The organism is Clostridium intestinale, assembly GCF_035905475.1.
GTDB lineage: Bacteria > Bacillota > Clostridia > Clostridiales > Clostridiaceae > Clostridium_T > Clostridium_T intestinale.
The window spans coordinates 881,042-902,154 of sequence record NZ_CP121166.1 but is presented as its reverse complement, the minus strand read 5'-3'; the positions used below and the strand labels follow the sequence as shown (position 1 = coordinate 902,154).

The 21,113-nt window shown below is 31.5% G+C and carries 22 protein-coding genes; 2 read left to right on the top strand and 20 right to left on the bottom strand.

What is annotated here, in order from left to right; translation table 11 throughout:
* Positions 1-273 precede the first annotated feature (273 nt).
* Positions 274-939, bottom strand: coding sequence for a class I SAM-dependent methyltransferase (locus P8F83_RS04570; protein ID WP_326513635.1), 666 nt, complete (start codon positions 937-939; stop codon positions 274-276).
* Positions 940-1,182: 243 nt separating this feature from the next.
* Here P8F83_RS04570 and P8F83_RS04565 point away from each other — a divergent pair, with 243 nt between their 5' ends.
* Complete coding sequence (locus P8F83_RS04565; protein WP_326513634.1) at positions 1,183-1,788, top strand: DJ-1/PfpI family protein; 606 nt, start codon at positions 1,183-1,185, stop codon at positions 1,786-1,788.
* 190 nt (positions 1,789-1,978) lie between these two features.
* On the opposite strand, the gene P8F83_RS04560 is transcribed toward P8F83_RS04565, so the two are convergent.
* The 3 genes from P8F83_RS04560 to P8F83_RS04550 all read right to left on the bottom strand — a co-directional run bounded on the left by P8F83_RS04560 (position 1,979) and on the right by P8F83_RS04550 (position 4,293).
* Entirely contained in the window at positions 1,979-2,731 is a 753-nt protein-coding gene (locus tag P8F83_RS04560; protein ID WP_326513633.1) for a Fic family protein, read from the bottom strand.
* A gap of 163 nt (positions 2,732-2,894) precedes the next feature.
* Positions 2,895-3,617, bottom strand: coding sequence for a Fic family protein (locus tag P8F83_RS04555; protein ID WP_326513632.1), 723 nt, complete (start codon positions 3,615-3,617; stop codon positions 2,895-2,897).
* Between the two features lie 130 nt (positions 3,618-3,747).
* Entirely contained in the window at positions 3,748-4,293 is a 546-nt protein-coding gene (locus P8F83_RS04550; RefSeq protein WP_326513631.1) for a DUF4865 family protein, read from the bottom strand.
* Between the two features lie 172 nt (positions 4,294-4,465).
* Between P8F83_RS04550 and P8F83_RS04545 the strand changes: the two genes are divergently transcribed.
* The gene (locus tag P8F83_RS04545; protein WP_326513630.1) at positions 4,466-5,317 is read left to right on the top strand and encodes a LysR family transcriptional regulator; all 852 of its coding nucleotides are present in this window, start codon (positions 4,466-4,468) and stop codon (positions 5,315-5,317) included.
* Between the two features lie 42 nt (positions 5,318-5,359).
* Here the strand turns inward: P8F83_RS04545 and mnmA are convergent, their stop codons facing one another.
* The 16 genes from mnmA to P8F83_RS04465 all read right to left on the bottom strand — a co-directional run bounded on the left by mnmA (position 5,360) and on the right by P8F83_RS04465 (position 21,083).
* Positions 5,360-6,436, bottom strand: a complete 1,077-nt coding sequence (gene mnmA, locus P8F83_RS04540) for a tRNA 2-thiouridine(34) synthase MnmA (RefSeq protein ID WP_326513629.1) — start codon at positions 6,434-6,436, stop codon at positions 5,360-5,362.
* 15 nt (positions 6,437-6,451) lie between these two features.
* Positions 6,452-6,889, bottom strand: a complete 438-nt coding sequence (gene nifU, locus P8F83_RS04535; RefSeq protein WP_021802293.1) for a Fe-S cluster assembly scaffold protein NifU — start codon at positions 6,887-6,889, stop codon at positions 6,452-6,454.
* Position 6,890: 1 nt separating this feature from the next.
* Positions 6,891-8,075, bottom strand: a complete 1,185-nt coding sequence (gene nifS, locus P8F83_RS04530; protein WP_238906891.1) for a cysteine desulfurase NifS — start codon at positions 8,073-8,075, stop codon at positions 6,891-6,893.
* Positions 8,068-8,529, bottom strand: a complete 462-nt coding sequence (locus P8F83_RS04525; protein ID WP_073015724.1) for an RrF2 family transcriptional regulator — start codon at positions 8,527-8,529, stop codon at positions 8,068-8,070. Before P8F83_RS04525 ends, nifS (P8F83_RS04530) begins: the two co-directional genes overlap by 8 nt.
* Positions 8,530-8,728: 199 nt before the next feature.
* On the bottom strand, positions 8,729-9,157 hold the full coding sequence (locus P8F83_RS04520) for a NifB/NifX family molybdenum-iron cluster-binding protein (protein ID WP_326513628.1): 429 nt from the start codon (positions 9,155-9,157) through the stop codon (positions 8,729-8,731).
* A 1-nt stretch (position 9,158) separates the two neighbouring features.
* On the bottom strand, positions 9,159-9,806 hold the full coding sequence (locus tag P8F83_RS04515; protein ID WP_326513627.1) for a DUF1847 domain-containing protein: 648 nt from the start codon (positions 9,804-9,806) through the stop codon (positions 9,159-9,161).
* Between the two features lie 81 nt (positions 9,807-9,887).
* Positions 9,888-10,763: a nitrogenase iron protein gene (gene nifH, locus P8F83_RS04510; protein ID WP_315111357.1), complete on the bottom strand. Its 876-nt coding sequence runs from the start codon at positions 10,761-10,763 to the stop codon at positions 9,888-9,890.
* Positions 10,756-11,112 (bottom strand): NifB/NifX family molybdenum-iron cluster-binding protein, encoded by a 357-nt coding sequence (locus tag P8F83_RS04505; RefSeq protein WP_326513626.1) that lies wholly within the window; start codon positions 11,110-11,112, stop codon positions 10,756-10,758. The genes nifH and P8F83_RS04505 overlap by 8 nt, the downstream gene beginning before the upstream one ends.
* A 154-nt stretch (positions 11,113-11,266) precedes the next feature.
* On the bottom strand, positions 11,267-12,409 hold the full coding sequence (nifS, locus tag P8F83_RS04500; protein ID WP_326513625.1) for a cysteine desulfurase NifS: 1,143 nt from the start codon (positions 12,407-12,409) through the stop codon (positions 11,267-11,269).
* A gap of 36 nt (positions 12,410-12,445) precedes the next feature.
* Positions 12,446-13,972, bottom strand: a complete 1,527-nt coding sequence (locus tag P8F83_RS04495; protein WP_326513624.1) for a nitrogenase component 1 — start codon at positions 13,970-13,972, stop codon at positions 12,446-12,448.
* Between the two features lie 22 nt (positions 13,973-13,994).
* The gene (locus tag P8F83_RS04490) at positions 13,995-15,335 is read right to left on the bottom strand and encodes a nitrogenase component 1 (RefSeq protein ID WP_326513623.1); all 1,341 of its coding nucleotides are present in this window, start codon (positions 15,333-15,335) and stop codon (positions 13,995-13,997) included.
* 27 nt (positions 15,336-15,362) lie between these two features.
* On the bottom strand, positions 15,363-16,307 hold the full coding sequence (gene cysK / locus P8F83_RS04485) for a cysteine synthase A (protein ID WP_326513622.1): 945 nt from the start codon (positions 16,305-16,307) through the stop codon (positions 15,363-15,365).
* Between the two features lie 63 nt (positions 16,308-16,370).
* Complete coding sequence (locus tag P8F83_RS04480; RefSeq protein WP_326513621.1) at positions 16,371-17,414, bottom strand: ABC transporter substrate-binding protein; 1,044 nt, start codon at positions 17,412-17,414, stop codon at positions 16,371-16,373.
* A gap of 12 nt (positions 17,415-17,426) precedes the next feature.
* Positions 17,427-18,206, bottom strand: a complete 780-nt coding sequence (locus tag P8F83_RS04475; RefSeq protein WP_326513620.1) for an ABC transporter ATP-binding protein — start codon at positions 18,204-18,206, stop codon at positions 17,427-17,429.
* Positions 18,200-19,147, bottom strand: a complete 948-nt coding sequence (locus tag P8F83_RS04470; protein ID WP_315111336.1) for an ABC transporter permease — start codon at positions 19,145-19,147, stop codon at positions 18,200-18,202. Before P8F83_RS04470 ends, P8F83_RS04475 begins: the two co-directional genes overlap by 7 nt.
* A gap of 235 nt (positions 19,148-19,382) precedes the next feature.
* Positions 19,383-21,083 (bottom strand): methyl-accepting chemotaxis protein, encoded by a 1,701-nt coding sequence (locus P8F83_RS04465; RefSeq protein ID WP_326513619.1) that lies wholly within the window; start codon positions 21,081-21,083, stop codon positions 19,383-19,385.
* Between the last annotated feature and the right edge of the window lie 30 nt (positions 21,084-21,113).

Genomic DNA, 21,113 nt, shown 5'->3' with positions numbered 1-21,113 from the left:
CTTTTTTGATTGTTTAGTTTAAATAATTAAATCCAATAGCCCTAAAACAAAATAAATGTTCTAAGGATACTTAGTGTTGACGCACTAAGTATTTCTTATTTATATTATATCAAATTTCTATAAAAAATAAACATTTAATTTTTCAAATTAAAAACATATTTCTATTATGGTAAATAAAAGCCCTTTGCAGCTTTATATAACTAATAAGTGAGCTACCATCATCAGCTTTCAATTTTCTTCGTTATATTTATTTACATTCAACTAATATTTCCTTTATTTCACACACCTAAAATACACAATGGATTTAACATTATAAACCTCGACTTTGGTGTATAGTTTATTCAGTATTTGAGAAACTTCATCTTTAGTATAAAAGGGAGGTGTAAACCATCCTTTGGGCATTAGGAATTTGTTTACTATAAAATCTGTTGTTTTTCTTTCACCACTAATGTAAAAGCAACCACAGAATATACCACCTTTTTTAAGAACCCTTTCAGTTTCTTTAAATGCATTTTCCTTATTAGGAAAAGCATGAAAGCCATTCATTGAAAGAACCAAATCAAAATTATCTGCTTCAAAAGGAAGATTGGACACATCACCTTGTACACATTTAATATTGCTGATTCCCATATGTTCAAAGCGTTTTTCAGCCTGTGAGAGCATATCTGTAGAATAGTCTAAGGCAGTAATATCAGCATTTTTTATGGTTTTATATTTATTTGCTGTAAATACTGCTGTTCCTACTGGTACATCAAGGATTTTACTATTGAAGTCATCAGGAATAAAAGAAAGTAGTGTTAGAACATAATCCTCATCTTTCATACCCCATGCAAATTTATTATAGGCTTTTGACCAAAAACTATTTGCTGTCAAAACATCGTCATAAATGTTTTTTGACTCTTTATAAGCAACTTTAATTTTATCCTCTGTATCATTCATAAAAAGACCTCCTTACTATACTGCAAACTCAACTATAGTAATCTTAGTGTTCTCCTCGTTTCTATTTCCTTATATAGTTATTATATAGCATTTTTTACAGCTAATTCAACGAAAGCAGATGAGGTTTTCAAAACATGTTATAATAATCATAATAAAAAACTATAATCTAATAAAAAATAATTGGATTTTGTGGTTTGATATGAAGAACATAATTAAGTAAAAAAATATATGGAGGATGAGAAAGTGTTAGAACAGAAAAATATAGGTATTTTACTTTTTAATGAAGTTGAGGTATTAGATTTTGCTGGTCCATTTGAGGTGTTTTCAATTGCCACATATATGGGATGTAATGAAAAACCCTTCAAAGTACATACAGTTGCTGAGACAAAGGATTTAATAAAGGCTCGTAATGGATTGAAAATTCAACCTGATTATGATTTCTGTGACTCTCCACAGTTTGATATTTTAATTATACCTGGGGGATATGGAGCAGAAGAAATTGAAATTCATAATCCAAAGATTATAAGCTGGATTAAAGCTAATATGAATCATGTGGATATAATGGCATCTGTCTGCACTGGTGCATTTTTATTGGCTGAAGCTGGTTTATTGGAAGGAAAACAAGCTACAACACATTGGATGGATATTGATAGGTTAGAAAACGAGTATACTAAAATTAATGTCCTTCGCAATGTTAAGTTTGTTGATGAGTCTCCTATAATTACTTCGGGTGGTATATCTGCTGGAATTAATATGTCATTTTACATTATTAAAAAACTTTTAGGTGAAGAGATTGCTGTTGCTGCAGCTAAAAGGATGGAATATGATATTGATATCCTGAGTATTTAACTACTGATAGTAATACATACTTTTCTTTTACTAAAAAATACAGGTGAACAATCTCACCTGTATTTTTTCATGGTACATTTCAACATTATATTAAAACATATTTCTATTATCGTAAATAAAGTCCCTTTGCATTTTTATATAACTAATAAGTGAGCTAACATCATCAGCTTTACAATTTGCTTCATTATATTTATTTAATCTCTTTAATAAACTCCCTGCCATTTACACACATAAACAAGGTATATAATAATGAAAATCTTATAAATCCCATTCTGTTGCCGTATACTGTAGCATCTTCTAATGCTTTATAATAATGCTGCTTATCTTGTGGTCTTATAATAAGTCTTGGCATATCGATATTGCTTAATAATGCGTTTTGAATTACTCTTGAAGTTCTTCCATTTCCATCATAGAAGGGATGTATTTCTACAAATTCTAACTTAAGCCTAAAAACATCTTCTATTTTCTTATCAGATTTATTAAACTTGTTAATTGATTCTTTAAGCTTTTCTGGAACATCCTTAAAGTCTGGGGGTCTATGAAGTGAGTTTGTTATAGCTACACTGCCATCTCTTAGCCTTCCTGACCACTCCTCCTCTTCAATCACTAGGTTTGTTATTATTTTATGAATATCTAATATAATTTCTAAAGAAAGATTTTCTAATTGAGCGTATTTTTTCATTGCTTTTTCTAAGTTTAAAGCTTCAACAACATCCTTCACTCTTGCTTCAACGGTTCCCTTTTCTAAAACAACTCTGGTTTCTTCGATGGTCATTCTATTTCCTTCAATATTGTTTGATGAAAATAATTCATAAAATTTAAAATCATATTTCATTATATTTTCTTCATATTTATTAATATAATTAACTAAATCCTCATTACTCAACTCTTTATTTAATAGGCTAAAGGATTTAAACTTCCCACTTAATTTAAGCTCATTCATATTATCAATCCTTTTGTACTGTACTCATAATATTTTCTATAATAGTGCTTGGGTGTGAATTAAGTCTAAAATTAATCTAATGAAATATACTTCTGCGAAGATATTTCTACATAATAAAAGTGAAAAAAAGTGCCCCATCCCTCAAAGATAGCACTTTTCCTATTTAAAACATATTTCTATTATCGTAAATAAAGTCCCTTTGCATCTTTATATAACTAATAAGCGAGCTAACATCATCAGCTTTACAATTTGCTAGTGCTTTTTTATATTCATCTGATGTATCTCCATTCATGTATTGGAGTGGAAATCTATTATCTAATAACTGCTTCAAAAATACAAAACGCCCAATTCGTCCATTCCCATCTTGGAAAGGGTGAATTTTTTCAAACTCAACATGAAATCTTGCTAAATCTTCTAAAGTTATATTTTTCAAGCTATTATAATCACTGATTAGAGATTTTATTTTATCTTCCGTTTCTAATGGACTTGCTGTATCAAAATCTGCCCCTAGTATTTTATTAGGATATTTTTTAAATACTCCTGCAAGACCCAAATCATATAATCTTGTTCTATACATTAAACTTGAATGCCATTCTTTAATTGATTCTATAGTTATTTCTTCTTCAAGAGAATCAATAACTAAATCAAAGGTATAAAAAGAATTAACTGTTTCTTGAACATCATCTAGCGTGTGCGTTCCCATAACTATATTCTTCTCAAATAGCATTTGTAGAGCTTCTGTAGTAAAAGTGCTTCCCTCTATTTTATTAGAATGATATATAAAGTCATATTTTAATAACTCATTCAATGAATTATGTATTTCCTTAGTTTCTTTTAATGTCTGTAAAAATTTATCATAATCATAATTACTCGTTTTATCAAACATATCAACTGCTCCTTATAAAACATTTTTACTTTATTATAGCCTATAAACTGGTTACTTAAAATAGAAAATATTTAAGTAATGATTTTTATTAAAAGAAGTGATGCTTAATTATTAAACGAGGTTTCTATTATCATTTTCCTTCCGATATATGAAGGACATTATAAATTATCCCTTTTTCTGCTTTTACTTTACTTAAATCTTCTATAAAATAGAATATACTATATTTCCACTTGTCTGGATTATAAATAACAACATACTCTACATCGTAAAGTTTAGGCATATCCTTTTCTATTTCATCTTTTAAATTTTTCAAACTTTCTTGAGGTTTTATTTCTTTTGTTACTTCAAATATGTATTTTATATTCTTAAAAGCCTGAGTCGTTGTATCAATTAGGGGTATTCCTACATTGACTTTTTGCCACCCAAATGAAGTTATTATATTATCATAAAAGCCATCAAATAGGAATTTATTTAAGCCCTTGCTGCCTTTCCATATATATAAAGGGCAATAACTATTTTGTAGATTATTGTTTTCTCCCTTTTCTGTTATTAGATATAGTTTGATCTTTAAATCTTCAAAACCATCGGTTTTATGACCATTATTTTTGACTCTGTCCTTTATTATATTCATATCATAATCGCTGGGTAATATGATCTTATATTGTGTTGCTATCATTTTACTCTCATCCTCCTTGTACTTCTCATTAATTATAAGAATAGTTATATTTGTTTTTACAATTATAGTTTAACTCCCTAAATAAAAGCTGTATAATACTTATAAATAATGGCTAATATCATTTTTAGTGATATCACAATATAGAATAATTTTTCTGAAAGGTTTTTATACTATGGAAATTAATGATTTAAGAATATTTCAAATGGTTGCATATGAAAAGTCTATATCAAAAGCTGCCTTAAACCTTGGATATGCACAGTCTAATATAACTATGAGAATTAAGGTTCTTGAAAATGAATTAAATACAACTTTATTTACAAGGAATAATAGAGGTGTCACTGTTACTCCTCATGGAGAGAAACTACTTGAGTATGCTGATAAAATTATTAGGTTAGTGGATGAAGCTACAGAAGAGTTCTCCCCTTCTAAAATTAGTTCCAAACTTACAATTGGCGCTACTCAAACTATTTCTGCCTCTAGACTACCTAAATTATTTGTTTTATTTTATGATAAAAATCCTTCTGTAGCTTTAGTATTAAAAACTGAAAAGCAAGAGGTTCTTTTAGATAAACTTTCAAAACATGAGCTAGATGGTGCCTTTATATATGATGAATATCCATCTATTAAGTTTAAGGAAGTTTTTAGTTTCATGGAGGAGACGGTTTTAATCTCTTCTACCCCAATAAAAGATATTAATAATATAACCACACCAATAATAGTAAATACAGATACTTATTGTCCCTATGGTAAGCTTCTAAAAAAATGGTTTGCTACTAACCACTCAAGTCCAGTTAACATCCTAGAATTTGATACTTTGGAAGCTATTCTTAATGGTGTAAATAGTGGTCTTGGTGTGTCTCTTTTACCTAAAAGTATTTTACCTAAAAACAATAATTTTCATGTTTATGATTTAGGTGAGGATTTTAAGAAACTTAAGCTTAAATTTGTAATAAATGACCATGTAAAACTTAATGCTTCCCTTAAAAGTTTTATTGATATATCAAATGAGCATATAAATAGATAGAAAAAAGAGCCCTTGGTTTCACCCAAAAGCTCTTTTTAAGTTCTATAGAATACTTTCTATTATTCCACCGCCAACTACATTGTTTCCATCATAGAATACAACTGATTGACCCTTGGTTATGGCTCTCTGCTTATCCTTAAAGCTAACTTTTACCTTACCATCTTCATAAGGTGAAACAATTGCTTTAGCTGGTTTTGCAGAATATCTCATCTTAGCTGTAACTTCTATTTCTTTATCTAACTTATCAAAGGTTATGAAGTTTAAATCTTTAGCTACTAGATCAGTTTTAAATATATCTTCTTCTGGTCCAAGGACTACTTCATTTGTCATTGGGTTTATATCAGTAACAAATACAGGTCTTCCAAGTGCTATTCCTAGCCCTTTTCTTTGGCCTATTGTATAGTATACAATTCCTTTATGTTCTCCAAGTACATTACCAAATTTATCAACAAATTTACCAATTTTAACTGTACCAGGTTTAGCTAAAGTTATATAGTTACCATGATTGTTATCACTAACAAAACATATTTCTTGGCTATCTTTCTTATTATGAACAGCCAAGCCAATTTCTTTCGCTATTTCTCTTATTTTATCTTTAGTGTATTCTCCACAAGGCATTAATGTGTGCTCAAGTTGGTATTGAGTAAGGTTATATAAAGCGTAGGTTTGATCTTTTCTATCATCATCACTTTTTATAAGATTATATCTACCATTTTCTTTAGCTATTTTTGCATAATGTCCTGTAGCTACGTATTCTGCTCCTATTCCTTCTGCTTTTCTTAATAATTCATCAAATTTAAGATATTTATTACAAGCTACACAAGGGTTTGGAGTTTTTCCTTCTAAGTATTCATCTACAAAGTAGTCTATAACTTTTTCTTTAAAGCTATCTCTAAAGTTTAGAACGTAAAAAGGAATACCCAGCTTATCTGCCACTCTTCTTGCATCATCTACAGCTGATAGTGAACAGCATCCACCTTCTCTTTCTTCATAGTCCTTATCTTCTTGCCATACTTGCATGGTTACTCCTATAACGTCATAACCTTGTTCTTTTAAGAGGTATGCTGCAACAGAGGAATCAACTCCTCCGCTCATACCTACAACAACTTTCTTTTTCATAAAACCACCTTTATATTATTCATCACCATGAACATGGTCATGAATATCATCATGTTCTTCAAAATCCCAACCTGTTAAATCTAATCCAGCATTTTTTCTATAATCATTTATAGCTTTATGAATAGCTTCTTCTGCTAAAACTGAACAGTGCATTTTAACTGGTGGAAGTCCATCTAAAGCTTCTGCTACTGCTTTATTAGTTAATTCCCAAGCATCTTCTAAAGTTTTTCCTATTATTAGTTCTGTAGCCATTGATGATGATGCAATTGCTGATCCACAACCAAAAGTTTTGAATTTAGCATCTTTTATTACATTATCTTCAACCTTTAAGTATATTTTCATTATATCTCCGCATTTAGCGTTTCCAACTTCTCCAACACCGTTTGCGTCTTCGATTTCACCTACGTTTCTAGGATTTCTAAAATGGTCCATTACTTTGTCACTATATATCATATTATTTTTCCCCTTTCTTTAAAAAGTCTTCCCATAGTGGAGACATATTTCTTAATCTTTCTATAATTGGAGGTACTACTTCTAAAACGTAATCTACCTCTTCTTCTGTGTTTCCATCTCCTAAAGACAATCTTAAAGATCCATGAGCTTTTTCATGAGGTAATCCTATAGCTAAAAGTACATGAGATGGATCTAGAGAACCAGACGTACAAGCACTACCTGAAGACGCACAAACACCTTCAAAATCTAATGAAAGAAGTATTGACTCTCCTTCAATAAATTCAAAACCTACGTTAACATTACCAGGTAATCTCTTATCACCTCTTGGTCCGTTTAACTTTGTATGTGGCACTTTTAATAGTCCGTCTATTAGTTTCTCTCTAAGAACTTCCATTGCCTTAGTGTGTTCTTCTAGGTTTTCATAAGCAAGTTCCATAGCTTTACCAAGTCCTACAACTCCAGCTATATTTTCTGTTCCTGCTCTTCTTGCTCTTTCTTGACCACCACCGTGGATTAAATTATCTATTCTTACACCTTTTCTTATATAAAGAGCTCCTACTCCCTTAGGACCATAGAATTTATGCCCTGCTAAAGATAGTAGGTCGATGTTCATGTCTTTAACATCTATCTCTAAATTTCCAATCGCTTGAACTGCATCTGTATGGAAAATTATTCTTTTCTCTCTACAGATTTCACCAATCTCTTTTATAGGTTGAATAGTTCCTATTTCATTGTTTGCAAACATTACAGAAACTAATATAGTTGTATCTTTAATTGCATTTACTAAGTCTTCTATTTTTATAAAACCTTCTGAATCAACATCTAGGTAAGTTACTTCAAATCCATTTTTCTCTAACCATTCACAAGTATGTAATACCGCATGGTGCTCTATTTTAGTTGTAATAATATGATTTCCTTTTTTCTTTTGGGCAAATGCTACACCTTTAATGGCCCAGTTATCAGCTTCTGATCCGCCGCCAGTAAAGTATATTTCTGAAGAGTCTGCATTTAAGGGCTTTGCAACTCTTTCTCTTGCCTTATCTATAGCTCTTTTTGTATCTCTGGAAATTCCATAAAAGGATGATGGATTTCCAAAACTTTGAGTAAAATATGGCATCATTTCTTCTAGAACTTCTGGTTTAACATATGTAGTAGCTGAATAATCCATGTAAACTGTTTTATTCATTGTTATCACTCCTCTTCTCCATTTTTATCAAAGAATTTTTTGTTTTCATACTGTTATAGTCGTCAACAATGTCTTGTAAAGTTACAGACTCCATAACCTCATCAATACTTTCTTTAATTTTTTTCCATAAAAGCCTGGTTGCACAACAATCTAGGTTGTCGCAGACAACCCCATCAATACACTCTGCTATTTCAACTGGTCCTTCTAAAATCTCCATTATATCAGAAACTTTTATTTCTTTAGGATCTTTGTTTAGTATATATCCTCCTTGCGCACCTCTTATACTTTTTAAAAGCTTTGCTTTTCTAAGTGGTGAAAATAATTGTTCTAAATAATATTCGGATATATTTTGTCTTTCAGATATAGTTTTAATTGATACAGGGTCCAGTCCATAATGTATTGCTAAATCAACCATAGCTTTTACACCATATCTACCCTTAGTAGATAATTTCAAAAAAATCACTCCTTAAAGCCGACTAAAATGATAAACTTTATTTTATAATAATAGCAAATCCGACCTTTACTGTCAACAATGAAAGTATTTACTTGTTATAGAATATTAAACTAATATTTATTTGTTAGTTTATATAAAACTATAAAGTCACATTTAAATCGATATATTTAAACATGACTTTATTATCTGCCGTAAATATCTATAATTTTTTTATTCTTTTATAATATTTAAAAAGGCTAGAGAATGCTTCTTTAATATCTCCCTCAGCTTCTAAAGCGCTTATACCATTTTTTAACAATAGCTTTTCTGCAAATTTTCCTATTCTATTTATTAATACCATATCACAATCATTTAATAACTTCACTTTAGAATATAAATCATCATTATTATGCTCTTTAGGTGAGCAGCCTGACCCACAGCTCCCACTACTATTTTCATTACAGCCTAAAGCTTTCACTTCATCATATGTTTCTAAAAAATCCTCTTTATTATCTATACCTTCTCTAATATCTAAAATATTAAAGTTACCATCTTCTAGAAGCTCAAAAATATAAAATTTATTGCCACTTCCAAAGTGTTGATCTATAACTATTCCATCACTGCTTCCTGCAGCTATTTTAACTCCCATCTTAATTCTCCTTTTTTAGAAGTCTGCTGTAATAAAAACAAGACGCATATAATGCACCAACTGGGTTATGTGCAAGTATTCTGTCTTTAGTTACAAGAGTTGTTACTGGGGCTTCTGAATATTTCATAAACAATGAATCATGCCCAACGCAAAGTCCTACAACCACATTAAGATCAGTTTTTTCTTCATTTAATATCTTAGCTTGCGCAATAGGGTTACAGAGTGCTTCATATCCACTTTTTATAATCTTATCCTCATCTTTTATTCCTATCTCATTTTTATCAGTTCCTCCAACCTTACAAGCAACACTATAAAAGTCTAATCCTTTTGCTTTAAGGATTTTACCAAAGATTTTACTTTCTTCAATAAGTCCTATGCAAGTTGCTATACCTATCTTCTTTGCGCCTATCTTTTTTGCAAATACTATAATTTCCTCCGCTCTTGTTAATTGTCCATAGTACTGCCCTTCAACTTCTGCTGATGCATGAGCAATTTTTGATACTAATTCATCATTTTTATATAAATCCAAAGCCTCATCTAGAATTTTTTCGTCAACATTCTCTGTAAGACAAAATGGTGGGAATACACTATCCCTAGATTTGCAATTATATGTTCCACAATTTGTACATGATTTTTTTAACTCTGTCATTTATATTTCCTCCCTTTATTTTTTGTCATTTAAAAAAATCCCTCATGAGATTTATCCACATGAGGTTTAATTATTGTAAGTTTATATTCCTGCTGCATTTGAAGTGATTTGTCCACTCTCTATTGCAAGAAGTTGATCTGCCCATTTTCCTGCCCAATCTTTAAGTTCTCCTACTGTAAGTGGAGATGGCACTTTAGAATCTGTATGTTCTGAAATTCTTTTTGCAAGTCTTTTATAAATCTTAGCTTGTTCTGAATCTGGAGCAGCTTCTATAGTGGTTTTACCTTGAAGCTCACTTTGTGTAACTGTTATTGATCTTGGAACATATTCCATAACCTGAGTGTTAGTTCTAGCCACAAAATCATCTATTATTGCTTTAGAATAAGGTTGATTAATTGAGTTTGCTATAACTCCTCCTAACAGTGCTCCACCTGAATTAGAATATCTATGAATTCCTTTAAAAAGATTGTTTGATGCATACACCGACATAAAGTCAGATGAAGATACTGTAAATACATGCTCGGCTATTCCTTCACGAATAGGAACTGCAAATCCACCACATACAACATCTCCTAAAACATCATATATAACATAATCTAAATCTAGTTCCTCAAATACTCTTTGCTGTTTAAATAGCTGAACCGCAGTTATTATACCTCTTCCTGCACATCCAACGCCTGGAGCTGGCCCACCTGCTTCTACACAATATATCCCATTGAAGCCTTGAAATATTACATCATGTGCATTTACCTTGTTTTTTTCTCTTAAGGTATCAAGTACAGTTGGAATGTAAGTACCATCTCTTAGTGTATTTGTTGAGTCGCTTTTCGGGTCACATCCAAACTGCATAACCTTATAGCCCATTGTGGTTAATGCTGCACTTATATTTGAAGTTGTTGTAGATTTACCAATGCCACCTTTACCATAAATCGCAATCTGTTTCAACTTTTTAGTCATATTTAATTCCTCCATCAACTTTTAAATAATATAGTATTATCTTATTTAAAGCATCCTCTATTAAAGTTTTAATTTCAAACACTTCTATTCCCCTGCTTTCTAATGCCTTTACTGCAACATAGCCTATCTGAGTAATTAAAACCGCTCTACATCCTGCGAGTTTTTCTGTTGCTAATAAAAGTTTTTCTTCATTATGATCTCCATTACTACAAAATGGAGATGCTTCTAATACTTCTGAAAACTCGTATCTATCTTCATCTATATTAAAAATTAAAAACTTAGTTGCTTTACCAAAATGCTCATTTATAACCTTACCATCACTACTTGCTACCGCTATTTTATAAGCCATTTATCCACCTCTTATTTATAAGAAGTTGCTAATGTATCACCAGACTTTAGTCATCTACTAAGATTACCATGGGACATAGTTCTTAGGATTCTCTAAAAATTCTGGTCGCCAAATAACATTAGCAACACTCATTTAAGTTTTATTATATTTGAGATTATAAATATGAATCTATTTTTCTAAGCCTCATAACTATATCCTGAGTAGTTTTTATTACGTAATCAACTTCCTCACTAGTGCTTCTTTCCCCTAATGTAAATCTTATTGAACTTTTAGCTTTCTCCTCATCTAATCCTATAGCTACAAGTACATGAGATGGATCTAGATATTTAGATGCACAGGCACTTCCACTAGAAGCATATATTCCTGCTAGATTTAATAATAATAATAAGACAGATTCACCATTTATATCTTCAAAAGAGACATTAACGTTACATGATATTCTACTTTCTCCAAGAGGTCCATTTAAGCTACTATTTGGTATACTTAATAGCCCCTCAATAAGTTTATCTCTAAGTACAGTTAATCTCTCTGATTTTTCCTTGATATTTAAGGTTGCAATTTCAATTGCCTTACCAAGTCCAACTATCCCAGGTACATTTTCGGTTCCCGCTCTCTTAGATCTTTCTTGTCCCCCTCCATGTACCAATGAATCTATATTAACTCCATTTCTTATATACAAAGCTCCAATACCCTTAGGTGCATAAAACTTATGCCCTGATATTGACAATAGATCAATATTAATTTTATTTACGTCAATATCGATATGTCCAATTGCCTGAACTGCATCTGTATGAAAATATACCCCTTTTTCTCTACATATAGTTCCTATCTCTTTTATAGGTTCAATAGTTCCGATTTCATTGTTTACAAACATTATTGAAACAAGTATTGTAGTTTCTTTAATTGAGTTTTTTAGTTCTTCCAGATTTATTATTCCAAATTCATCTACAGAAAGATAGGTTACTTCAAAACCTTGTCTCTCTAGATAATCACAGGTATGCAATGTAGCATGATGTTCTATTTTTGAAGTTATAATATGATTTCCTTTATTTTTATTAGCTAAGGCTATTCCTTTTAATGCCCAACTATCAGCTTCAGAGCCTCCATTAGTAAAATATACTTCATTTTCATCAGCTCCTATAGCTCTAGCTACTCTTTTTCTTGCTAATTTTATAGCATTTTTAGGTTCATCAGAAATATCATAACTTGAAGAGGGATTTCCATAAAATTCAGTAAAATAAGGCAGCATTTCATTTAATACTTCTGGTTTAGTATAGGTGGTAGCTGCATAATCCATATAAACTGTCTTTTTAATAGATGTACACCTCTTTTCTTATACTAAATCTTCTTGATTTTTTATATAATGGAATGGATTTTGTGAATACCATTCTTTTTTATATGGCAATTTTACATTTTCAGAGATATTTTTATTAAACATAGTATTTTTTAATATTCTGTTTAATCTTCTAGCTATTTCAAAAGCTCCAGAATAACCTAGGTAATTGTAGCTTGGTCCAAACAAAGGGAAGACAGGCACTCCTTGTTTTGCTATATGTCCATTTCCTCCTACATGACCTATAACTAAGTCTGGTCTTTCTCTTTCTATTAAATTTGCTAATTCAAAAGGCTGTTGAGTAGCTGCGTTAAATAATATCTCATCTTTATTAGGTAGCACTTCTATTAATGGATCAGCAAATTCATCATAATGAAATCCTCTCATACCTATTACTTCCATACCCAAATCATCAAGAAGTTCTGCTGTAGATAGAATTCTTATTTCTCCACCAGTTAAATAGGCTCTTTTTCCTTTTAGAGTTTTTCTATAAGGTTCTAATGCCTCATCTAATTCTTTGCTTTCTTTTTCTATAAGTTTTTCTGCCTCTTCCTCAAGTCCAAAAAATTCAGCTATATCTTTAATCCATATCTCAGTATTTTTCCTACCTATAGGAATGGTTTTAAGTACAAATGGTATTCCATAAAGAAGTTCTAAATGTTTTGAGAAATAATCATCATGTGTTGCACAAATACTTATGTTTAGAGCCGCTTCTGTAACATATTTAAAGGTATCTGTTTCAGCATAACAAGGCAAAAATCTAACAGTTAAACCCAGTGCATTTAAAAGTCTCTCTAATTCCACTTCATCATCTCTACTCATAGAAGAAACATTTAAAACATTAACTGTGCGATTTATTCTATATTGTTCTTTTAACTTCTCTATTTCATTTTCATATATCTTTTCTTCTAAAGGTATCTGTTGATCTCTTACAAAATTTCTTAATAATCCATGATAAACGGCATCATAGGCTGTAGCCATTATTCTAGTTTTAAAACCCTCACAATGAACTGCTACTAACTTAGCTGACACTTGTGGTCTAACTTGCTGAAGCAAACCATCTATATCATCGCCTATTAAGGCTGGTACACAACCATTTGCAACTATGATGGATTCTGGTCTAAACTCACTTTCAGCATATAATACTGCTTCTTTTAATTTATCTAACCCTCCACCTATAACATCTGCTTCATTTAAATTTGTATTTAGCCATATATTAGCTTTTGCATCAGGATCTCTTAATTGTTTAAATTTTTTACTCAAGGCCGCATTTGCTATACTACAGCTACCGCATCCAACAGGAGCATGCATTATTATAACTGCATTTCTTAATGTATTAAGTATTGCTAGACTTAAAGTAAATTGGCAGCCAAATGTCTGTGAAAAAGCTCTTTCGTTACCATTTACACAATTTCTTTTCCCACAGCTTACAATCTCTGAACAAGTTCCTCCAAAGGCATTAGTTACTACAAACCTATCTTCTCTTGGAGGTGGTGTTTTAGAATCTATATAATTTATTGTACTCATATTTTCCCTCCTAATTTTTATTCTATCTACCACTTACAAGTAGAGTGATTAAATCTTCAACTAAATTAATGCCACCTCTAAAGCCAGCATACGCTCTGCTTAAAGATACTCTTGAAGTTACTGGAAAAGAAACATTAAGTAGTGGATATCCAAACTCTTCTGAAAGATCTCTTTCAAAAGAACTACCTATTATAACTGCTGGACCAAAGGAATCAAAATACTTACTTCCATTATTCTGAGGCCATGCTTTTTTTAGATGTCTTTTTACAGATGAGGTATCAGTATCAAAAACCACAGTTGGTTTTAAACCTGACTCGTAATCTTCAAACCTTTCCAGAAGCTTTTCCTTCTGCTCATCTTCTAATATGTCTGTAATAACTGTAAGGGAAGGTATCCATCCTAATTCATCTGATATAAATTTAGTTACAGCAGGTCCATAGTTTGCGTCTCCAACAACTATTCCGTAACGCTGCAAATCTACATCATTAACTATATCTACTATCCTTTCTAGATAATCATAGTAAATTCCCTTTTCTTCTTTTATAACTTTTTCAGTTAACTTATCTTCCAAACCTAGTGATTCAGCTACTAAAGTAACGAATTCTTCTGTAGCTCTTGCACCTATTGGTATTGATGTAACAATATATGGAGTACCATGTACTTCTTCAAATACCTTAGCTGGGTCAACTCCATAAAAATCAGATACTACAATATTTAACTTTGCATCCCCAATGTTTTTTAAATCTTCTAAGGTTTCTCCTTCTCCAAAAATAGTGTTAACTTTTAATCCAAGTTTACTTAAAAGATTTTTTAATTCTCTTAAGTTCCCTTTATAAAAAGCATCCTGAGCAGGAACCACCCCAAATATATTAACTACATTCGCTTTCTTTTCTTCTTTTTTCAAAACAAACTCTCTAAACAAGGTTTCTAATATCAAATCATAGCCTGTAAAAGAATTTCCTCTAAACCCACCAGTTTCAGCAACAAGTATAGGATGTCCATCATCTGAGAATTCTCTAGTTACCCTTTTAACATCATCACCTATCATCTCAACCATACAACCAGTAACTACTACATAAAGGTCTCCATCCACAATTTCAAGAGTTGACTGAATCTGCTCTTTTAATCTGTCTTCCCCTCCAAAAACTATATCTCTTTCTATTACATTAGTACTTGGAAGTGCAGTTCCTGAAACATAACCTGATCCAAAGTGCCCTCCACCTGGATTTGTAGCATTTGAAATATTAGCACCACATCCCGAAGATGCATGCACTATAGGTACAGTTCTTGGTAAGGCATGGAGGGTTTCTAACCCTCCACCAAGGGAACACACATATCTTGGTCTATCAATAAATCTACTCATATCTTAACTCCCCTATTTTATAAATTACTACAGTCTTTCTTCGTCTTGGAAAAGCGGTGTGGACAAATATCTTTCTCCAGTATCAGGCAATAAAACCACTACTACCTTACCCTTATTTTCTTCTCTTTTTGCTATTTGAGTTGCTGCAAAAGCTGCTGCTCCAGAAGATATTCCTACTAACAAACCTTCACTTTTTGCTAATGCTTTAGAAGTTCTAAATGCCTCTTCATTTCTAACTTTATAAATCTCATCAATTATTTCATTATTAAGAACCTTAGGTACAAAACCAGCACCTATTCCCTGTATTTTATGAGGACCTGAAGCTCCACCTGATAATACTGGTGAATCATATGGTTCTACAGCTATAATCTTTATATTAGGATTTTTCTTCTTTAACGCTTCACCTACACCAGTTACAGTTCCACCTGTTCCTACTCCAGCAACAAAAACCTCCACTTTTCCATCTGTATCAGCCCAAATTTCCTCAGCTGTAGTTTTTCTGTGAATCTCAGGATTAGAGGGATTTTCAAATTGTTGTGGGATAAAAGAATTAGGAATTTGAGCTGAAAGTTCCTCTGCTTTTCTAATAGCGCCCTTCATACCATCTTTGCCTGGTGTTAATACTAATTCTGCCCCTAAAGCTTTAAGTAAATTTCTTCTTTCTATACTCATGGTTTCAGGCATGGTAAGTATTAGTTTATAGTTTTTAGATGCTGCAACAAAGGCTAAAGCAATCCCTGTATTTCCACTTGTGGGCTCTATTATTACACTATCCTTGTTTAGAATCCCCTTTTTTTCAGCATCTTGAATCATGGCATACCCAATTCTATCTTTTACACTTCCACCTGGATTAAAATATTCTAATTTTGCTATTAATTCTCCTTGAACTCCATTTTCTTTATTGTAGTCTGTTAGTTCTAACAGAGGTGTATTCCCTATTAAATCAGTTAATTTCTTTGCAATTTTACTCATAATAAAAACCCCCTTAATTTTATTGATAGCTCGCTATCTATATAGACAGCAAGCTATTAAGTTTTATTTTTTTACTTCAGAAGACTTAACTTCATTTGGAACATTATCAAAATTTGCAAAACTCTTTTTGTGAAGTGCTTCAATATCGACATTTTTGTCAAGCATCCCTACTTCTTGAAGAGCTTTTGCTGTTGCTCCAAATGCATCATAAGCTCCACTTACAGATGGTATATAGTTGTATGTTTTTAAAACCTCTGCATTAAATGCTGCATCACCTGCAACCCACTTATTATCTACTTGTATTTTCGTAGCCTCATCTTGATTTGCTTGAATCCAAGCACTTGCCTTTTGCATCGCTCTTGTATATTTAGCCGCAACTTCTGGATGTTCAGTTGCTATATTTTCACGAACATAAGCTGAGCAGCAATATTGATCTTTATATTTTTCATCTAACGCGGAATCTGCAATTGTATTTAAGTTATATTCCTTTTTAGCTATAGATGCAGTAGGATCATTATTTGCTATAGCGTCAATTGATCCATTTTCTAAGGCAATTGGAAGATCGTTAGCACTAAAAACAACGAATTCGACTTCCATTTTTTCTGTACTTACACCAATTCCAGCATCTGCAAGAACACGTTTAGCAAAAATAGCTGGGCTTCCAGTTAAGCCTGGAACTCCAATTTTTTTACCTTTTAAATCTTTAACACTTGTTATTCCTGAATCTTTTTTTACAAGCACCTTATCGCAGCCTGTATGTAATCCAGTAGTGATTTTTACTGGTAATCCATTCGAAAGTGGTTGAATCAAACTTGCTAAAAGTCCAAATCCAGCTTCTGTTTTACCAGCTGTTACAGCTTCAAAAGCAGTTCCTGGGGCTAATTTAATTAAATCTACTTTTAAACCTTCCTCATCAAAGAAGCCTTTTTCAGCTGCCATATGAACAGGCGCTTCACACAAACTTCCACTGTATCCAATCTTTAATACATAATCATCATCTTTTGAGCTCACATTTGATGATGACGTCTCTTTTGTTTTTGAGCATCCAGCAAATATCAATGTTATAGATATTAATGCTAAGACTACTGAAATAAATTTTTTATTCATTATATATCCCCCTTATAAATAATAATCTGGTTCATCTACTGCACCAGCAAAATTCAATATTTCTAATATTTTAGAGCGTAAACTTAAAAATTCTGGTGTATTACGTGCTCTAGGTCTAGATGTATCAACTTCAATGCATGTCTCAATCTTAGCTGGTCTTGGAGTCATTACTATTACCCTATCCGATAAATAAATAGCCTCATCTATATCATGAGTTACCATTATCATAGTTGTTCCTCTCTCTTTCCATATACGAATTAATTCATCTTGCATATTCATTCTAGTAAATGCATCTAGTGCTCCAAGAGGTTCATCTAAAAGTAATACTTTGGGATGATTAACTAATGCTCTGGCAAGTGATGCCCTTTGAGCCATTCCTCCAGAAAGCTGATGAGGGTACGACTTCTTAAAAGAAGCCAATCCCACTAAATTAATAAATTCATCAACTTCTTTTTTCTTTTCTTTATACACTCCTCGAGCTTTAAGTCCAAATGCAACATTATCATGTATATTTAACCACGGAAAAAGCATAGGGTTTTGAAAAACAAGCCCTCTTTCATAAGATGGTTTATTTATTTCTTCATTATCTATATATAAGCTGCCTTCATCAGCTGTATTAAGTCCAGCTATTAACCTAAGTAAAGTAGATTTACCACAACCTGATGGCCCTATTAGTGATACAAACTCTCCTGCCTTTATTTTAATATCAATGCCGCTAAGTGCTACAACCTCTCCTCCATCTAACTGTGAAAAACGCTTTATAACTTTTTCAACTTTTATCTCTCCTACCATTTTATAACTCCTTTCTGCCACACAAGAACCTTGTCACGAGCTCTAAAAAGTATAGTAATTAAAATCGAAAAGGTAACTGCAATTATTATTAGTCCTGCATATACATTGGCATAAGCCATCATATCTTTCTGCCAATTGATGTACCATCCTATCCCATTTTTAACTCCTAACATCTCAGCAGTCATAAGTGTTATGAAAGAAGCACAGGTTCCATTAAAAAGACCTATAAACATGTGAGGCATAGCCGCTGGTACTCCAACTTTAAATATCTGATAATACTTTCCTGCTCCCAGAGTGCTTGAAACCTCAAAATAAGCATTTTGAATATTTGCAATACCACTGCTTGTCATAACGGTTGTTGGAAACCATACAGCAAGAGCTATTAAAAATGCACTAGCTGAAAAGGTAGTTGGAAAGCTAATTAAAACTATAGGAATCCACGCAGTAGATGGTATTGGTCCAAGTATACGAACTATTGGATTTACCCAGTAACTAGTCCATTTACTGAATCCCACGCTTATTCCCGTAACAAATCCGGCGATTGCTCCAAATATATATCCTGTTATAAGAAGTTTCCCAGAGGATGTTAAACATAGTGCTAGAAAATTTCTTTCTTCAAATATTACTCCAAAAATTTTATCGAAAGTTGGAAAATATATAATTGGAAGTAATGTGAATTTCTTTGTAATTAAGTTAAGAAAATTTAAAAATAAAACAGCTACTGCATAAAATAATGCTTTTTCTACAATCCAGGTTCTAGTCTTCTCATTAAAATAAGAAAGGATTGCTACAGCAACAAAAAATATACACAAAATTATTAGTAAATATACTAAATAGGGATGTTTTGCTTTTATATGTTTACCAGAATCTTTAACAAAAACATCTAAAGCTATAGCTAAAATGATTGATAAAACTGGCAACCATATATTAATTTTTTTCACCTATATTAACCTCCTCTTAATAGATAATCATAAAGTTATAACTCTTTGGTTGTACTTAAATCACACAAACTTCTTTTATATAAAGAAAAAAACCAAGATATCTTCTTTAAAGATATCTTGGTCTCCAGTTTTCTGGTCAACACACGCGTTTTATTCCAACCATTCCTATAGGATATGTATATATAATATCCTATGAATAGTTTTTAGTCAACCATTTTATACCTATTTTTTTATTTTAAGATAATTTAAACTTATTTATATTAGTTATCATTTCTTCTGACATATCATTAAGAGCTTGTGCTGAGTTTGCAACGTCCTCAGAAGAACTATTCATTTCATCTGAAGATGAGGCTATTTCTTCTGTAGAGGCTGTTACTTCCTCTGAAACCGCTGATAAGTCTTCTATTTTATTTAATATAGTATTCTTTTGATTATCTAAATTATTTAATGAAACTGTAGCTGTTTTAATTCTTGGTGTATTTTCATTTATAGAATCAAAAACTTTCTCAAAAGATTCTGTTATACTACTTATTACATTTATTTGGTTATGTAATTCATTTTCCATTATCTTAGTTGTATCAACAACCATATTTTTCTCTACACCTATGTCTCTTATTAGGGTATAGATATTTTCTGATGAGGTTTTACTTTGTTCAGCTAGTTTTCTTATTTCTTCTGCTACAACAGCAAAGCCTCTACCATGTTCTCCAGCCCTAGCAGCCTCTATTGATGCGTTAAGCGCTAAAAGGTTAGTTTGTTCTGCTACGCTATTGATTAGGTTAGTTATTTCACTTATCTTGTCTACATTATTGCTTAAATTATTAATTTTACTTACTACATCCTTAAATTTTGTAGATACTTCATCAATAGATTTCATAAGTGCTTGTACATATTGTTCGCTATTATTAACTAAGGTTTCACTAGTTTTTGAATTAGTTTCTATAACCCTTATAGCTGAAACTATTTCATCAAGATCATTTGAGAAGTCTGATAATATACCATTAATATTCATAATCTCCTCACTTTGTCCTGTTGTTCCCTTTGCTACTTCTTGAATTGAAAAGTTTACGTTGGTTGATGATGCTGACATTTCTTCTGCTGTAGCTGCTAAATTTTCTGATTTCCTGCTTATCTCTTCTGAGTTGTTTTTAATGATTTTTATGGTTTCAGATATATCCCCTACAGTTTTATGTAAGGTATTACTCATAACCCCAAATTCATTTTCACTGTCTGTACTAAAATCTACTGTAAAATCTCCTGTTGCAAGCTGTTCAATTTTATCTGTCATAATTTTAGATGCTTTTCTAATAACCGTTATAATAGTCGCTGAAATAAGCAAAAATCCTACTACAGCTAAAGATATAATCAAATTCAAGTTTTTAGCTGTCTTTGCATAAACATCCTGACTCTCCTCATTAAGCTTTGCAGCCTCTTCTATATCATATGTCTTTAAGTTAAATAAAGCTGTTTCTCCATTAGCTGCATATTCAGAAAGCTTACTATAATCATATTCTGACATAGGTTTTCCTTTAGATAAATCGCCTTCAATTACTGTCCAAATATTTTTGTATGAATCGTAATTTTTACTAAATACATCTAATTCCTTTTTTTCATTTTCATCAAGATTTAAAGCTGAATACTCTTTTAAATAATCATTAATTTTGTCATAATGTTTATTTATGGTTTCAATATATTTTTTGTCATATTTTATTATAGTTTTATGAGTTTCTATTCTTATGTTTGCAAACTCACCTCTTATTCCAGCTCCAAGTCCTAAAGGCTCTACTCTTTCAGTATACATCATATCAATATTACTATTTACTTTTTTAACTCCTATGTATCCAAATACTCCAACCCCTACTGTAACTAACACTGCAATTAGAGATAATACTATAAAACTTCTTATAATCGTAATACTTTTAAGTCTAGATTTCAAAATAAACATCTCCTTAATTGATTTTAACTC

Excerpts from the sequence above, each read along its gene's own strand:
- P8F83_RS04555 (WP_326513632.1), bottom strand. The coding sequence starts at position 3,617 with ATGTTTGATAAAACGAGTAATTATGATTATGATAAATTTTTACAGACA.
- nifH (WP_315111357.1), bottom strand. The coding sequence starts at position 10,763 with ATGACTAAAAAGTTGAAACAGATTGCGATTTATGGTAAAGGTGGCATT.
- P8F83_RS04505 (WP_326513626.1), bottom strand. The coding sequence starts at position 11,112 with ATGGCTTATAAAATAGCGGTAGCAAGTAGTGATGGTAAGGTTATAAAT.
- P8F83_RS04495 (WP_326513624.1), bottom strand. The coding sequence starts at position 13,972 with ATGAGTACAATAAATTATATAGATTCTAAAACACCACCTCCAAGAGAA.
- P8F83_RS04490 (WP_326513623.1), bottom strand. The coding sequence starts at position 15,335 with ATGAGTAGATTTATTGATAGACCAAGATATGTGTGTTCCCTTGGTGGA.
- P8F83_RS04560 (WP_326513633.1), bottom strand. The coding sequence starts at position 2,731 with ATGAATGAGCTTAAATTAAGTGGGAAGTTTAAATCCTTTAGCCTATTA.
- cysK (WP_326513622.1), bottom strand. The coding sequence starts at position 16,307 with ATGAGTAAAATTGCAAAGAAATTAACTGATTTAATAGGGAATACACCT.
- P8F83_RS04480 (WP_326513621.1), bottom strand. The coding sequence starts at position 17,414 with ATGAATAAAAAATTTATTTCAGTAGTCTTAGCATTAATATCTATAACA.
- P8F83_RS04570 (WP_326513635.1), bottom strand. The coding sequence starts at position 939 with ATGAATGATACAGAGGATAAAATTAAAGTTGCTTATAAAGAGTCAAAA.
- mnmA (WP_326513629.1), bottom strand. The coding sequence starts at position 6,436 with ATGAAAAAGAAAGTTGTTGTAGGTATGAGCGGAGGAGTTGATTCCTCT.
- P8F83_RS04520 (WP_326513628.1), bottom strand. The coding sequence starts at position 9,157 with ATGGGAGTTAAAATAGCTGCAGGAAGCAGTGATGGAATAGTTATAGAT.
- nifS (WP_238906891.1), bottom strand. The coding sequence starts at position 8,075 with ATGAATAAAACAGTTTACATGGATTATTCAGCTACTACATATGTTAAA.
- P8F83_RS04550 (WP_326513631.1), bottom strand. The coding sequence starts at position 4,293 with ATGATAGCAACACAATATAAGATCATATTACCCAGCGATTATGATATG.
- nifU (WP_021802293.1), bottom strand. The coding sequence starts at position 6,889 with ATGATATATAGTGACAAAGTAATGGACCATTTTAGAAATCCTAGAAAC.
- nifS (WP_326513625.1), bottom strand. The coding sequence starts at position 12,409 with ATGGATTATGCAGCTACCACCTATACTAAACCAGAAGTATTAAATGAA.
- P8F83_RS04515 (WP_326513627.1), bottom strand. The coding sequence starts at position 9,806 with ATGACAGAGTTAAAAAAATCATGTACAAATTGTGGAACATATAATTGC.
- P8F83_RS04545 (WP_326513630.1), top strand. The coding sequence starts at position 4,466 with ATGGAAATTAATGATTTAAGAATATTTCAAATGGTTGCATATGAAAAG.
- P8F83_RS04475 (WP_326513620.1), bottom strand. The coding sequence starts at position 18,206 with ATGGTAGGAGAGATAAAAGTTGAAAAAGTTATAAAGCGTTTTTCACAG.